The organism is Streptomyces thermodiastaticus, from assembly GCF_014656135.1.
In the GTDB taxonomy this organism is placed as follows: domain Bacteria; phylum Actinomycetota; class Actinomycetes; order Streptomycetales; family Streptomycetaceae; genus Streptomyces; species Streptomyces thermodiastaticus.
Genome location: NZ_BNBV01000006.1, coordinates 190693 through 205960, shown reverse-complemented (window position 1 = coordinate 205960; position 15268 = coordinate 190693). Strand labels below are relative to the sequence as shown.

At 71.8% G+C, this 15268-nt stretch carries 14 protein-coding genes and 1 tRNA gene; 9 read left to right on the top strand and 6 right to left on the bottom strand.

What is annotated here, in order from left to right:
• Positions 1-36 precede the first annotated feature (36 nt).
• From IE286_RS08810 to IE286_RS08780, 7 genes are all read left to right on the top strand, one after another.
• Positions 37-699 (top strand): SCO family protein, encoded by a 663-nt coding sequence (locus tag IE286_RS08810; protein ID WP_189796059.1) that lies wholly within the window; start codon positions 37-39, stop codon positions 697-699.
• Entirely contained in the window at positions 696-1163 is a 468-nt protein-coding gene (locus IE286_RS08805) for a copper chaperone PCu(A)C (RefSeq protein WP_189796058.1), read from the top strand. Before IE286_RS08810 ends, IE286_RS08805 begins: the two co-directional genes overlap by 4 nt.
• 14 nt (positions 1164-1177) lie before the next feature.
• A complete protein-coding gene (locus IE286_RS08800) occupies positions 1178-3166 on the top strand; it encodes a copper resistance CopC/CopD family protein (RefSeq protein WP_189796057.1) in 1989 nt (662 codons plus the stop codon).
• An 8-nt stretch (positions 3167-3174) separates the two neighbouring features.
• Complete coding sequence (gene efeB, locus IE286_RS08795) at positions 3175-4473, top strand: iron uptake transporter deferrochelatase/peroxidase subunit (RefSeq protein WP_189796056.1); 1299 nt, start codon at positions 3175-3177, stop codon at positions 4471-4473.
• Positions 4474-4560: 87 nt separating this feature from the next.
• Complete coding sequence (pheA, locus tag IE286_RS08790; protein WP_189796055.1) at positions 4561-5496, top strand: prephenate dehydratase; 936 nt, start codon at positions 4561-4563, stop codon at positions 5494-5496.
• Positions 5497-6202: 706 nt separating this feature from the next.
• Positions 6203-7480, top strand: coding sequence for a serine--tRNA ligase (gene serS / locus IE286_RS08785; protein WP_189796054.1), 1278 nt, complete (start codon positions 6203-6205; stop codon positions 7478-7480).
• Positions 7477-8313, top strand: coding sequence for an HAD family hydrolase (locus IE286_RS08780; RefSeq protein WP_189796053.1), 837 nt, complete (start codon positions 7477-7479; stop codon positions 8311-8313). Before serS ends, IE286_RS08780 begins: the two co-directional genes overlap by 4 nt.
• A gap of 96 nt (positions 8314-8409) precedes the next feature.
• On the opposite strand, the gene IE286_RS08775 is transcribed toward IE286_RS08780, so the two are convergent.
• The 6 genes from IE286_RS08775 to IE286_RS08750 all read right to left on the bottom strand — a co-directional run bounded on the left by IE286_RS08775 (position 8410) and on the right by IE286_RS08750 (position 12811).
• A tRNA-Ser gene (locus IE286_RS08775) sits at positions 8410-8494 on the bottom strand.
• Positions 8495-8905: 411 nt separating this feature from the next.
• Positions 8906-9145: an SGM_3592 family protein gene (locus IE286_RS08770; protein WP_189796052.1), complete on the bottom strand. Its 240-nt coding sequence runs from the start codon at positions 9143-9145 to the stop codon at positions 8906-8908.
• A gap of 81 nt (positions 9146-9226) precedes the next feature.
• Positions 9227-9946, bottom strand: a complete 720-nt coding sequence (locus tag IE286_RS08765) for an ABC transporter permease subunit (protein WP_189796051.1) — start codon at positions 9944-9946, stop codon at positions 9227-9229.
• Between the two features lie 10 nt (positions 9947-9956).
• Positions 9957-10868 carry an ABC transporter ATP-binding protein gene (locus IE286_RS08760; RefSeq protein ID WP_189796050.1) on the bottom strand — a complete coding sequence of 304 codons (912 nt, stop codon included), beginning with the start codon at positions 10866-10868 and terminating at the stop codon, positions 9957-9959.
• A gap of 52 nt (positions 10869-10920) precedes the next feature.
• Positions 10921-11820, bottom strand: a complete 900-nt coding sequence (locus tag IE286_RS08755; RefSeq protein WP_189796049.1) for an ABC transporter permease — start codon at positions 11818-11820, stop codon at positions 10921-10923.
• Positions 11810-12811 carry an ABC transporter ATP-binding protein gene (locus tag IE286_RS08750; protein WP_189796048.1) on the bottom strand — a complete coding sequence of 334 codons (1002 nt, stop codon included), beginning with the start codon at positions 12809-12811 and terminating at the stop codon, positions 11810-11812. Before IE286_RS08750 ends, IE286_RS08755 begins: the two co-directional genes overlap by 11 nt.
• Positions 12812-13313: 502 nt before the next feature.
• Here IE286_RS08750 and IE286_RS08745 point away from each other — a divergent pair.
• Positions 13314-14225, top strand: a complete 912-nt coding sequence (locus IE286_RS08745; protein WP_189796047.1) for an LLM class flavin-dependent oxidoreductase — start codon at positions 13314-13316, stop codon at positions 14223-14225.
• 121 nt (positions 14226-14346) lie between these two features.
• Positions 14347-15252, top strand: a complete 906-nt coding sequence (locus IE286_RS08740) for a Cof-type HAD-IIB family hydrolase (RefSeq protein ID WP_229862115.1) — start codon at positions 14347-14349, stop codon at positions 15250-15252.
• Positions 15253-15268 lie beyond the last annotated feature (16 nt).

Below are 15268 nucleotides of genomic sequence, written 5' to 3'. Positions count from 1 at the left end.
TGCGCACCGGAGAACACACATCTGGGACATTTTTCTATGCGCACACGAAGCACGAAGACCCTCGCCACGGCCGCGCTGCTGGCGGCCGCGGCCCTCACCCTCACCGCCTGCGGCAGCGGGGACGACAGCGGCAAGCCGGTCGCGGTGGTCTCGGAGGAGGCCGCCTCCCACAAGGCGGCGACCGTCCTCGACCAGCCGTTCGAGAAGCCCGACCTGGTGCTCACCGACACCCAGGGCACGACGTACGACCTGCGCAAGGAGACGGCCGGCCGGCCGACGCTGATCTACTTCGGCTACACGCACTGCCCCGACGTCTGCCCGCTGACCATGAACAACCTCGCGGTCGCCAAGAAGGCACTGCCGAAGGCGGAGCAGGACAAGCTGCGCGTGGTCTTCGTCACCACCGACCCCGACCGGGACACCCCCGGGGAACTCGGCTCCTGGCTGCGCGGCATCGACCCGCAATTCATCGGGCTGACCGGTGACTTCTCCACCATCCAGGCCGGGGCCCGCACCCTCGGCATAGCCATCGAACCGACCAAGAAGGACAAGAACGGCAAGCTCGTCTCGGTGCACGGCACCCAGGTGGTCGCCTTCTCCCCGAAGACCGACGAGGGCTATGTCGTCTACGGCGAGGACGCCACCGTCGACGACTACACCAAGGACCTGCCCAAGCTCATAGAGGGGCAGAACCCGTGAGGCGGCCGGCAGCGGTGGTCCCGCTCGCCGCGACGGTGCTGGCCGGCACCGTCCTGCTGACCGGATGCGGCAGCACGCAGTCCGGCGGGACGCCCGACCTGTCCGTCACCTCGTCCTACATGCCCCAGCCGGTCTCGGCCTCCCTGGCCGCCGGCTTCCTCACGATCGAGAACAAGGGCGACGCCGCCGACCAGCTGACCTCGGTCACCAGCGACGCCGCCGCCTCCGTCACCATGCACCGCACCGAGGGCGGCGCGATGGAGGAGGTGGACCGGCTCACCGTGCCCGCGCACGGACGGCTGGTGTTCCGCAGCGGCGGCGACCACCTGATGTTCGACGGCCTGAAGAGCAAGCCGGTCGAGGGCCGGACGGTCCCGGTCGACCTGCACTTCGCCAAGTCCGGTGATCTGAAGGTCGAGATCCCGGTGAAGCCGGCCACCTACACCCCCGCGACCGGACACTGAAGGAAGGGTCCACCGTGACACGGACCGTCGCCCCCCGCGCACGGACCCTGGTGCTGCTGCTCCTGGCCGCCACCGGCCTGCTTCTGGCCGGCGCCGGTCCCGCCTCCGCACACGCCGTACTGACCGGCAGCGACCCCCGGCAGGGGGCGGTGGTCGGCCGGGCGCCCGCCCAGGTGTCGCTGACCTTCTCCGAGAAGGTCACCTTCAACCCCGGCTCACCGCGCGTGCTGGACCCGCACGGCAGACGCGTGGACACCGGGCAGGTCACCGCGACCGGCGAGAGCACCTACGCCGTGCGGCTGCGCGGCGGCCTCGGCGACGGCACCTACACCGTCACCTACCAGGTCGTCTCGGCCGACAGCCACCCGGTGGGCGGTGCGTACACCTTCTCCGTCGGCGCGCCCTCCGCGACCTCGGTCGCCGTCGGCGGCCAGGAGGCGGGCGGCGGAACCGTCGGCGTGCTGTACGAGATCGGGCGGTACGTGTCGTACGCGGGGTACGTCGTCCTGGCCGGCGGTGCCGCCTTCGTGCTGGCCTGCTGGCCGGGCGGGGCCGGAGTGCGCATCGTGCAGCGCACCGTGACCGGCGGCTGGGTCGCGCTCACCGCCGCCACGCTGGCGCTGCTGCTCCTGCGGGGCGCGTACACCACCTCCGGCAGGCTCGGCGACATCGTCGACCTGGACCTGCTCGGGCAGGTGCTGCAGACCAAGGCGGGTGCGGCGCTCGTCGGCCGGCTGCTGCTGCTCGCCGCGGCGGCCGTGTTCGTCGCGGTGCTCTTCGGCATGTTCGACAAGCGGGCCGGCGAGGACCGGCGACGCCTGACGACCGGACTGGCGATCGTCGGCGTCCTGATCGCGGCGGGGCTCGCCACCAGCTGGGCGGTGGCCGAGCACGCCTCGACCGGCCTGCAGCCGGCCGTCGCCATGCCCGTCGACGTGATCCATCTGCTCGCGGTCGCCGCCTGGTTCGGCGGGCTCGTCACCGTGCTGACCGTGCTGTACCGGGCGCCCGCCGGGACACAGGTGCCGGCCGGTGCCGTACGCCGCTTCTCGACCGTGGCCTTCGGTGCGGTGCTCGCGCTCGTCGCGACCGGCACGTATCAGGCCTGGCGGCAGGTCGGCTCCTGGTCCGCGCTGACCGGCACCCGTTACGGGCAGCTCCTCCTGGTGAAGGTCGCCCTGGTCCTCGCCATGGTCGCCCTCGCGCGGTTCTCGCGCCGCTGGACGGCCCGACTGGCCGAGGCGAAGGACGGCGGAGCCCCGGCCACGGCGGAGCAGGGCGGTACGCCGGAGAAGTCGGGGCAGCCCACCACCGAGGCCACGGAGCAGGGCGGCGGCGAGGGCACCGGCGCAGCCGGGCCGGGTGCGGAGGCGGTGAGCCGGGCAGCGGGCCGGGACACCGACGGCAGCGGCACCGCCACCCTGGACCCCCGGCGCGCCGCACAGCTCGCGCGGCAGCGCGCCGCCATGGAGGCCGCACGCCGCAGACGGGAGCGCGACGCCGACCCGAACAGGTCCGGGCTGCGCCGCTCCGTGCTCGCGGAGGCGGCCGTCGCCGTCGTGGTGCTGGCCGTCACCACCGTGCTCACCCAGACCGAACCCGCCCGCACCGAGCAGGAGGCCGCGGCCGCCCCGTCCTCCTCGGCCTCCGCCGCGTCGACGGGACCGGTCGCCCTCCGGCTCCCGTTCGACACCGGCGGCCCGCACGGCAAGGGCGTCGTCCAGCTCGATTTCGAACCCGCACGCGTCGGCGGCAACGAGATGCATGTCTATGTCGAAGGGCCGGACGGTCAGCCCCTCGACGTTCCGGAGATCACCGTGGCCCTCACCCTGCCCGCGCAGCGCATCGGGCCGCTGCCGGTGGCCGTCGAACGCATCGCCGGCGGCCACTGGGCCGCGACCGGGGTGCAGATCCCGATGGCGGGCGACTGGAAGGTCGCCGTGTCCGTGCGGACCTCCGACATCGACGAGGTGACCGTCACCAAGAACGCGCAGATCGGCTGAACATCACCATGACCGACCAGGACCAGTCCCTTCCCGCGACCGAACGTCCCCGTGTGCCCCGCCAGGCCGGCGCCGGCAGCGGCTCGGCCCGTACCGGGGTGTCCCGGCGCAGGCTGCTCGGCACGGCCGGTGCCACCGGCCTGGTGCTCGGCGCGGCGGGCGCCGCCGGCGGCTACGCCGCGGCCGCCCCCGCCGACGTCACGCCGCTCACCTCGCTCGGCGCGAACCGGGTGACGTTTCACGGGAAACATCAGCCCGGCATCACCGAACCCCTGCAGGCCCGCGGCCACCTCATCGCCTTCGACCTGGCCCCCGGGGCGGGCCGCACCGAGGCGGCCGCCCTGCTGCGGCGCTGGTCGACGACGGCCGAGCGGCTGATGGCGGGCGAACCCGCCGCCCACGGCGACACCGACGTCGCCCGGGACGCCGGCCCGTCCTCGTTGACGATCACCTTCGGCTTCGGCCACAGCTTCTTCGACCGCACCGGCCTGCGGAAGCAGCGCCCGGCCGCCCTGGACCCGCTGCCCGCCTTCTCCTCCGACCGCCTCGACACAGCCCGCAGCGACGGTGATCTGTGGGTGCAGATCGGCGCCGACGACGCCCTGGTCGCCTTCCACGCCCTGCGCGCGATCCAGAAGGACGCGGGCAGCGCCGCCCGGGTGCGCTGGCAGATGAACGGCTTCAACCGGTCCCCGGGGGCCACCGCGCACCCCATGACCGCGCGCAATCTCATGGGCCAGGTCGACGGCACGGGCAATCCCCGGCCCACCGACCCCGATTTCGACCGGCGGATCTTCGTGCCCGCCGACGGCACGCCCTCCTGGATGGCGAACGGCTCCTACGTGGTCGTACGCCGCATCCGCATGCTGCTGGACGACTGGGAGAAGCTCTCCCTGGCCCAGCAGGAGAACGTCATCGGGCGCCGCAAGTCCGACGGGGCCCCGCTCACCGGGGGCACCGAGACGTCCGAGATGGACCTGGAGAAGACGGACCGGAACGGCGAGTACGTGATCCCGGTGAACGCGCACGCCCGGATCACGCGGCCCGACCAGAACGGCGGAGCCGCCATGCTCCGGCGGCCCTTCTCCTACCACGACGGCTACGACCGCGACGGCACACCGGACGCGGGCCTGCTGTTCATCTGCTGGCAGGCGGATCCGCTGCGCGGCTTCGTGCCCGTGCAGCGCAAGCTGGACCGCGGGGACGCCCTGTCGCCGTACATCCGGCACGAGGCCAGCGGACTGTTCGCGGTGCCGGGCGGGGCGGCGAAGGGCGAGTACGTGGGACAGCGGCTGCTGGAGGGGTGAGGCGCCCGCCGCATGCGCGTTCACCCGCCGGAGGGGCGGCCGTGAGACGGATGCGCCAGGTCGCGCCGAGGCCATTAGGGTGAGGTCATGCCAGCGAGCTATGCGTATCTCGGCCCCGAGGGAACCTTCACCGAAGTCGCTCTGCGCACGCTTCCGGAAGCCGCCACGCGCGAGTTGGTGCCCTATGTCTCCGTGCAGTCCGCGCTGGACTCCGTGCGCACCGGGGAGACCGAGGCCGCGTTCGTGCCCATCGAGAATTCCGTCGAGGGCGGTATCACCACCACGCTCGACGAACTCGTCGCCGGCCAACCGCTGATGATCTACCGCGAGGTGCTGCTGTCGATCACCTTCGCGCTGCTGGTCCGGCCCGGCACGAGCCTGTCGGACATCAAGACGGTCACCGCCCACCCGGCCGCGCAGCCGCAGGTGCGCAACTGGCTCAAGGCGAATCTCCCGGACGCGGTCTGGGAGTCCGCCGCCTCGAACGCGGACGGGGCCCGCCTGGTCCAGGAGGGCCGTTACGACGCCGCGTTCGCCGGCGAGTTCGCGGCCGAGCGGTACGGGCTGGTGCCCCTGGAGACAGGGATCCACGACTACCCCGAGACCGCGCAGACCCGGTTCGTCCTGGTCGGTCGGCCCGCCCGGCCCGCGGCCGCGACCGGCGCGGACAAGACCTCCGTGGTGCTGTGGCAGCGGGACGACCACCCGGGCGCGCTGCGCGACCTGCTGGGCGAGTTCGCCAGCCGCGGCATCAACCTCATGCTGCTGCAGTCCCGCCCGACGGGTGCCGGAATCGGCAACTACTGCTTCTGCATCGACGCCGAGGGGCACATCTCCGACCGCCGGATGGCCGAGGCTTTGATGGGGTTGAAGCGGATCTGCCTGCAGGTGCGTTTTCTGGGCTCCTATCCGCGCGCGGACATCGAGGTCGCGGACGCGCGGAAACCGTGTCCCGGAACGTCGGACGCGGAGTTCATGGAGGCGGCGGACTGGGTGGCGCGCTGCCAGGACGGCCGTTTCTAGGGCGACGGGTCCGAAGCGGGGCCGGGCCCGTACGCCCCCGGCTCCGTTTGCTCGGGTTGCCCGGGCGTGCCGGGCAGAGGAAACGGCGGCGCGGTGCCGTCCGCGGCCGGGTGCGCGTGGCGCGCCGTACGGCTGAGGGCCCGGCGTGGCCGTGCGGCGAGGGCACGCCGCCCGCCGGAACGGAATCCTCTGCCCGGACGGGTTGTCCACAGAAGTTATCCACAGGTTCCCTTCTCGACCTGAGGACAAGTCGACATCGAAGGGCATCAACGGTCGATTCCGCTGACATATCCCGTTCGCGCCCCAGGGAGGGAGCCACCCACCGAGAGGTCACCCTTCGTCCATTCGTTTCCTTTGAATCATCTTTTGGGGCGACCTCTTTCCATCGAAAGAGGATGCCGGACGGGTTGAACCGGGACGCTTTCGCTCCGGCTTCCCATGGCCACGACTTCCGGAGCGATCAATTCCAGTGTCCACAGATTTTTCGCACAGCCTGTGGATAACTGTGAGCACAGCCCTGCTCGACTGTGGACAACCCCAGCTCAAGTACCGCTGGGCACAAGCCGATCCGGCCGCTCGGTCCACCGCGAGGCGCCTTACGGCACCCCGGCCGCGATACGCACCGCGATTCATCCATGACGGTACGTCGTGCACGGTTCCGGTAACCAGGTCGTGAGCGAGAACGCCGCACCGGTAGCCTGGACGCGTGATTGACCTTCGCCTGCTCCGTGAGGACCCCGACCGTGTGCGCGCCTCGCAGCGTGCCCGTGGAGAGGACGTCGTGCTTGTCGACGCCCTCCTGTCTGCCGACGAGCGGCGCAGGTCGTCCGGCGTCCGCTTCGACGAGCTGCGCGCCGAGCAGAAGCAGCTCGGCAAGCGCATCCCCAAGGCTTCGCCCGAGGAGAAGGCCGACCTGCTCAAGCGGGCCGAGCAGCTCAAGGCCGATGTCAAGGCGGCCGAGGCCGACCGTGATGCCGCCGACGCCGAGACGCAGGAGCTGCTGCTCCAGCTCGGCAACCTCGTCCACCCCGACGTGCCCGTCGGCGGCGAGGAGGACTTCGTCACGCTGGAGACCCACGGCACCATCCGCGACTTCGCCGCCGAGGGCTTCGAGCCCAAGGACCACGTGGAGCTGGGCCGGATCCTCGGCGCCATCGACGTCGAGCGCGGCGCGAAGGTCTCCGGCTCGCGCTTCTACTTCCTCACCGGCATCGGTGCCCTGCTGGAGCTGGCACTGGTGAACGCCGCGCTGGCGCAGGCCACGGCGGCCGGCTTCACCCCCATGCTGACCCCGGCGCTGGTCCGCCCGCAGTCGATGGCCGGCACCGGCTTCCTCGGCCAGGCCGCCCAGGACGTCTACCACCTCGACAAGGACGACCTGTACCTGGTCGGCACCTCCGAGGTGCCGCTCGCGGCGTACCACATGGACGAGATCATCGACGCCGACCGGCTGCCGCTGCGCTACGCGGGCTTCTCGCCGTGCTTCCGCCGCGAGGCCGGCTCCCACGGCAAGGACACCCGCGGCATCTTCCGCGTCCACCAGTTCGACAAGGTGGAGATGTTCTCCTTCGTCACCCCCGAGGAGTCGCAGGAGGAGCACCGCCGGCTGCTGGAGTGGGAGAAGCAGTGGCTGACCTCGCTGGAGCTGCCGTTCCGCGTCATCGACGTGGCCTCGGGCGACCTCGGCGCCTCGGCCGCGCGGAAGTTCGACTGCGAGGCGTGGATCCCGACCCAGGGCCGGTACCGCGAGCTGACCTCCACCTCGGACTGCACCGAGTTCCAGTCGCGCCGGCTGCAGATCCGCGTCCGCGAGGGCAAGCGGGTCCGTCCGCTGGCCACGCTCAACGGCACCCTGTGCGCCGTCCCGCGCACCATCGTCGCGATCCTGGAGAACCACCAGCAGGCCGACGGTTCCGTCCGGGTGCCCGAGGTCCTGCGTCCCTACCTCGGCGGCCGGGAGGTCCTGGAGCCCGTCGCTTCGTGACCACCACCGCCGAAACGGCCGCCGGAGAACGCTCCGGCGGCTTCCCGTACCAGCTGATCGCCACCGACCTCGACGGAACGCTGCTGCGCTCCGACGACTCGGTCTCCGCACGCACCCGTGACGCGCTCGCCGCGGTGAGCGCGGCGGGTGCCGCGCACATCGTGGTCACCGGCCGGGCGGTGCCCTGGACCCGGCACGTCCTGGACGACCTCGGCTACCAGGGCCTCGCGGTCTGCGGCCAGGGCGCCCAGGTCTATGACGCCGCGGCGCACCGGCTGCTGACCTCCGTCACCCTGGACCGGCGCCTGGCCGGCCTGGCCCTGGCAAAGATCGAGGCGGAGACCGGGCCGCTGTTTCTGGCCGCGAGCCGGGACGGCCTGGACGGCGACGTGCTCGTGGGCCCCGGGTACGCCCTGGCCGGCGCGCTCCCGGCCACCCCGTTCACCGACGCCTCCGACCTGTGGGCCGCGCCGCTGAACAAGATCTACATCCAGCATCCGACCCTCTCCGACGACGAACTCGCCGAGGTGGCCGAGCAGGTGGCAGGCGGCTTCGTGTCCGTCACCATGGCCGGCCAGGGCGTCGTCGAACTGCTGCCGCTCGGCCTGTCCAAGGCCACCGGCCTGTCCCTGGCGGCCCGCCGGCTCGGGGTGAAGGCGGCCGGCACCATGGCCTTCGGCGACATGCCCAACGACATACCGATGTTCTCCTGGGCCGCGCACGGCGTGGCCATGGCCAACGCCCACGAGGAGCTGAAGGCGGTCGCGGACGAGGTGACGTCCTCCAACGACGAGGACGGCATCGCGGTCGTGCTGGAACGGCTGCTCTGCTGACGGCAGGGGGACCGGCGGCCCGCCGGCCGCCCGGACCCGCAACGACGACCGGCGCCGCGAGCGGAACTTCACGTTCTGCTCGGGGCGCCGTCTGCGCGGAGGATGCACGGATCGAACGTGCGCGGGGACAGCCCCGACCACGGCTCAGCAAGCCGGTGCCTTACCACTCGGCCAATCCTCCGGGTGGGCGGCCCACGCGACGGTGGGTCGCGTGCTCGAAGCGGCCGCCCCGGGCAGCTCCCCGTGGCGGCGGGCTCGACGGAGCGGTCGTGGCTCCGGAACCCGCTGCGGGCTGCCCTGTCGGGAGCGCGGCGTACTGCCGTGCGCGGGCATCGCCGCCGCTCCTCTCCCGGACCGTGGCGCCGGTGACGGCCGGCGCTGCGGACATCACCACTGTGCCGGTCGGGCCGGACCGGCGCCACCCATTTTCCGCGTACCGGCTGTCATCACCGCATCTGCGCGTACCGGCCGTCATCACCGCATCTGCGTGTACCGGCCGTCATCACCGCATCTGCGCGTACCGGCTGTCATCACCGCATCTGCGCGTACCGGCCGTCATCACCGCGGACCACCGCGAAGGGCACCGGTCCGGTCAGCGGCGACGCCACCTGCGGCGCCGGGCCTTGCTGAAGAACCACCCGGCGGGCGGCTCGTCGGAACGCCAGGGCTGGGGCTCGGGGGCCTCGCGGCGCCAGCGGGCGGCGAGCATCCGGGCCCGCGCGGAGGGCTCGGTCACCTCGGCGGCCCGGACGAAGTCCTCGTCGAACACGATGTCCTCCCCGCCGTCCCCGGCGCTGTCCGGGCCGTCACCGGACGACGTCTCGTCTGCCATGCCGCCCTCCTCGCGGTGTTGCTCGTCCGCCTCTGCCAGTGTGCGCCCAGGAAAGTGAAGGCCGTGTCAGAGGCCCGGGCCTCACTCCTCGCCGGCGAGCGTGAGGCCCCGCAGCTTCCGCCCGGCGTACCAGGTGGCGAGCACCGTCACCAGCACCAGCAGCACCGTCGCCGTCGGCAGCCCGACGTCGGAGGTGACCAGGTCGCCGCCGGCCACCCGGTGCGCCACGGCCAGGGACCACTGCTGGACGCTCAGCGTGCGCGCCCCGGACACCAGGGAACCGAACAGCGCCTCCCAGACCAGCGCGTAGACCAGTCCGAAGACCACCGCGTGCCGGGAGACCGTGCCCAGCAGCAGGAACAGCGCGGCGTAGGCGATGGAGGCGACCAGCGCCGCCACGGTGTAGGCCACGGCGATCCGCTGTCCGTTGCCGTTGAGGATCAGCCCGGCCACCAGCGTGGGCACCGCGGAGAACACCATGGTGACGGCGATCGCCACGATCAGCTTGGTGAAGACGATCACCGGCCGCTTCAGCGGCTTGGACAGCAGGTACACCACCGAGCCGTCGTCGATCTCGGGCCCGATGGCGCCGGTCCCGGCGATCACCCCGATGATCGGCACCATGGTGGCGAGCGCGAACCCGCCCAGGACGTTCACCGCCGTCTGGTCGTCGGCGCCGGACAGGGCGCGGACGGCCACCGCGATGACGATCAGCAGCAGCGGCAGCGCGCCGAGGATCAGGGCACGGCGGCGGCCGAGCAGGGCCCGGTAGGTGAGCCGCGCGACTGTGGGGTCGTACATGATCGGCCTCCTACGCCGCGACCAGATAGGAGAAGACGGACTCGAGGGACTCGTCGGACGGCGAGACCGTGTGCAGCCGGATGCCCAGCTCCCGGGCCACCTTCGGCAGCAGGGTCGTGAAGCGGCCGAAGTCGACGGCCTGGATGCGCAGCGCGCCCTCGGCGTGGTCGACCTCGATGCCGGACGTCGACGGGTCGGCGATCAGGGCGGCCGCCAGCGCTCGGTCGTCGCTGGAGCGGACCAGGTAGCGGTGCGGGCGGTCGGTCATCAGGCGGCGGATCTTGCGGAAGTCGCCGCTGGCCGCGTGCCGTCCGGCGACGACGACCTCGATGTGCCAGGCGAGCTGTTCGACCTCCTCCAGGATGTGGGAGGAGAACAGCACCGTGCGGCCCTCGTCGCCCATGCGGCGCAGCAGGTCCATCAACTGCATGCGCTGGCGCGGGTCCATGCCGTTGAACGGCTCGTCCAGCAGCAGCAGGGACGGGTCGTGCACCAGGGCGCTCGCCATCTTCACGCGCTGGCGCATGCCCTTGGAGTAGGTGGAGATCTTCCGGTCCTGGGCGTGCTCCATCTCCACCGTGGCCAGCGCCCGCTGGGCCTCCTTGGCACCCAGGCCGTGCAGTTCGGCGTTGGCGAGGACGAATTCACGACCGGTGAGGAAGTCGTACATCGCCTCCCGTTCGGGCACGACGCCGATGTGACGGTAGATCTGCTCGTTGCGCCACACCGGCTGCCCGTCGAGCGTGACGGTGCCCGTGGAGGGGGCGAGGAAGCCGCCCATCATGTTGATCAGCGTGGACTTTCCGGCGCCGTTGGGCCCGAGCAGGCCGGTGACGCCGGGTCCGATGGTCATGGTGATGTCGTTGACGGCGACCACGTTGCCGAACCAGCGGGAGACGTGGTCGAGGGTGAGAGTGCTCATGGGCGCGGCCCATTCCTTCGACGGGTGGTGGTGGGCGACACAGCGGGCGGGGTCACAGTCCCACCTTGCGGTAGCGGCGCAGCAGCAGCCCGTAGGCCGCGGCGACGAGACCGACGACGACCAGGACGTGGACGATGCCCGCCGCCGTCCCGGGAGCGATCCCTCCGGGCGCCGCGGAGGTCGCGCCGAGGAAGGCGCTCTGCACGCCGTCGATCAGAGTGATCGGGGAGAACAGGCCGATCCAGGGGATGGCCCCCGTGGTGCCCTGGGCGTCCGCGATGGCCTGCAGGGTGGAGACCGCGCCGTAGGAGATGACGAGCACGGCGATCACGGCGGCGATGCCGAAGCCGCGGCGCGGGGTGACGGCGGCGATGACCAGTCCGATACCGGCGAAGAGAAGTGAGAGCAGAGCCACGGAGACGAGTCCTTCGGCGAATCCCTTGGTCTGGTCGGCGAAGTCCAGCTTGGCCAGCAGCGCGCCGATGTAGAGCACGAGCAGCGGTGCGGCGGTCAGGATGAACAGGGCCGAGGAGAGGGCCGCGTACTTGGCCCGGACGTAGTCGGCGGTCTCGATGGGACGGGAGAAGTACAGCGGCACCGTCTTGAACCGCAGGTCCCGCGAGACGGCCTGCGGTGCCTGCGAGGCGATGTACAGGCTGATGACGGCCTGCATGATGATCGCGTAGCGCGTGTAGTCGACGGGCAGGTCCTTGGCCTTGGTGGCGACCGTGACGGCGACCATGATGGCCGCGGGCACGCACATCACCACCAACAGCAGCATCGGCAGCACCTTGGACTTCGCCGAGCGTCCCAGCCCCCAGGCGCCGCGCAGGGACTGCGAGTACAGCGAGCGGCGGGCGTAGGCGCGGCCCAGCCGGGGGCCGTCGTAGGACCGGTAGCCGATGTTGTGGATGCGGGTCTGCTCACCCGCCGGGGGCTGCTCAACCGCCATGGCCGACCGCCTCCTTGTGCTGTCCGTCGAGCTCGCCGCCGTGTTCGCCGTGGGTCTGGTCGCCGTCGCGGAAGACCTCAGAGATGCGGTGGCGGCGCTGCTCCATGCGCACCAGGCCGAGCCCGAGGTCCGCGATCACGTCGCGCACCAGGTCGTAGGTCTCCTCGCCCTCGGCGGTCAGGAGCAGGACATGGCCGGCGCCCGGCAGGCCGGTGCCGTCCTCGGTGGGCACCCCGCGCGCCCGGAGCGCCTCGCGCACCGCACGGGTTCCGTCGGGGTGTTCGTCGCTGTCGGTGACTTCGATCGCGAGGGTGGTCGTGGTCCGGGTGAAGTCGGTGGTCGAGCTGGACCGCAGCAGCCTGCCGCCGTCGATGACGACCACGTGGTCGCAGGTGCGCTCCAGCTCGCCGAGCAGATGCGAGGTGACCAGCACGGAGATGCCGAAGTCGCGGTGCACGCGGCGGATCAGGCCGAGCATCTCGTCCCGGCCGACCGGGTCGAGGCCGTTGGTCGGCTCGTCGAGGAAGACCAGCTGCGGGTCGTGCACCAGGGCCTGGGCGAGTTTGACGCGCTGTTTCATGCCGGTGGAGTAGCCGCCGATGGGGCGGTAGCGCTCCTCGTACAGGCCGACGTGGCGCAGGGTGTCCGCGGTGCGCTCGCGTGCCGCGGCGGGCGGCAGCCCGGACATGCGGGCCATGTGGACGACGAACTCGGTGGCCGAGACGTCCGGCGGCAGGCAGTCGTGCTCCGGCATGTAGCCGACGCGCTCGCGGACCGCGGCGCCCTCGGTGGCGACGTCGTGTCCGAGCACCTCGGCGCGGCCCTCCGTGGCGGGGGACAGGCCCAGCAGGATCTTGATGAGGGTGGACTTGCCGGCGCCGTTGGCGCCCACGAGTCCGGTCACACCGGGTCCGATGTCCACGGACAGCCGGTCGAGCGCGGTCACCCGGGGGTACCGCTTGCTCAGGCTTTCGGTCGCGATGACAGTCACACGTCGACGGTAGTGACGCGGACCACGCCGGTCGTCAGACCGCAGAGCTGTTTCCGTGTCCGTCTCGAGTATTACGGGGACCCTAGGGGACGCGCGGGCACGGGCGGTCCGGCTGCGCTCCTGCCGCGCGGAGGTCCGCGGCGAGGTGCGGCGCCGGATGACGGCACAGGGCCCGACCCGCGTCCGATGACGGTGCCGCATCCCGGCCGGCGCGGCGGCGCGGCACATGAGCGGCCTCGGCGGCGTGAGAGCCCGCGCAGCCGAACTCTCTGTGCACAGCGGCCAGTTGTCCACAGAGAGGCCGCCGGTCCGCTGTGGATAACACGTTCTGCTGTGGATCAAACCTGCGCGCCGGAGAAATCCGCGTGATGTTCGTCTCGGACCGCCGACGACGGGCGGCGATTCCCGGCCGGACAGGGGCCGGAGGTGAGGCCGTGCGGCTTGCTGCCGCCTGCGATGGGCGTTTCACGTGAAACGCGAAGCCGCCGTAGGCTCACGTTCCATGACTCTGCGCCTGAGCACCGTGATCCTCCCCTACCGCCGCTGGCACGAGGGCAGCCGTCTCGCCTGGATGCGCGCCGAGGAGCTGGGCTTCCACACCGCCTACACCTACGATCATCTCTCCTGGCGCAGTTTCCGGGACGGCCCGTGGTTCGGTGCCGTGCCCACCCTGACGGCCGCCGCCGCGGTGACCGAACGGATCCGGCTGGGCACGCTGGTGACCTCGCCCAACTTCCGGCACCCGGTCACCCTTGCCAAGGAGCTGATCTCCCTGGACGACATCTCCGGCGGCCGTATCACCCTCGGCATCGGCGCGGGCGGCACCGGCTTCGACGCCACCGTGCTGGGACAGACTCCGTGGACGCCACGGGAGCGCGCCGAGCACTTCGCCGAGTTCGTCTTTCTGCTCGACCGGCTGCTGACCGAGGACGGCCCGGAGGGGGTCACCTACGAGGGCACCTTCTACTCGGCGCACGAGGCACGCAACATCCCCGGCTGTGTGCAGCGGCCGCGGCTTCCGTTCGCGGTGGCCGCGACCGGACCGCGCGGGCTGCGGCTCGCCGCACGCCACGGGCAGGCCTGGGTGACCACGGGTGACCCGAAGCTGTACGAGACCGGTACGCCGGAGCAGTCCGTCCAGGCCCTGCGCGGGCAGGTCGAGAAGCTCACCGAAGCCTGCGCCGCGACCGGCCGGGACGTGCGCGAGCTCGACAAGATCCTGCTCACCGGCTTCACCCCGGACCGCGGGCGCCCCCTTGAGTCGCTGGACGCGTTCGTCGACTTCGCGGGCCGCCACCAGGAGCTGGGCTTCACCGAAATCGTGGTGCACTGGCCGATCCCGGACTCGGACTTCGCCGCGGACCAGAAGATCTTCGAGCAGATCGCCCTGGAGGCCCCGGCGCAACTGGCGTGACGTCCGGAGCTCCGGCCACGGGAGCCTCGCGCGGTCCGCGCGGTGCCGGCGTGACCGAGGCAACGGCTCAGATGCGCGCATCCACGCACGGCCGTGCCGGCATATGCGCGACAATGTCGCGGTGACCTCAGCGACACGCCGACCCGAGTCCCCGGCCGCCACCCCGCGCTCGGCCTCGCCCGAGGAGGGCGGCATACCCGCCGTACCCCGGCTGATCGCCACCGACCTCGACGGAACCCTGCTGCGCGACGACAAGACCGTTTCGCCCCGCACGGTGGCCGCGCTCGCCGCCGCCGAGGAGGCGGGCATCGAGGTGTTCTTCGTCACCGGCCGGCCGGCCCGCTGGATGGACGTCGTCAGCGATCATGTGCACGGCCATGGACTCGCGATCTGCGGCAACGGCGCCGCCGTGGTCGATCTCCACGACGGTGCCGGGGCGCATCGGTTCGTGAAGGTACGGGAGCTGGCACGTGAGAACGCGCTGGACACCGTCCGTCTGCTCCGCCAGGCGGCCCCCGGCACGGTGTACGCGTTCGAGCAGACCTTCGGGTTTCACCAGGAGCCGGACTACCCGAACCTGCACCGGGAGCTGCCGGACACGACCGTCCCCGCCGAGGAGCTGCTCCGGCCGGACGGCCCCACCGCCGAGCAGCCCCTGCTGAAGATCCTCGCGTATCACCCGACGCTGGACCCCGACGCCTTCCTCACCCTGGCCCGCCTCGCCGTCGGGGATCGCGCCACCGTCACCCGGTCCAGCCCCAGCGCCCTGCTGGAGATCAGCGGGCCGGGCGTGTCCAAGGCCAGCACGCTCGCCCTGTGCTGCGCGGAGCGCGGCATCTCCCACGACGAGGTCGTCGCCTTCGGTGACATGCCGAACGACGTGGAGATGCTCACCTGGGCCGGCCGGTCGTACGCCATGGGCAACGCCCACCCGGACGCCGTCGCCGCGGCCACCGGCCGCACCCTCGCCAACAACGACGACGGGGTCGCCGTCGTCATCGAACAGTTCCTGAGCCGGCTGCGGTAGCCGGCGGCCCGGGCTT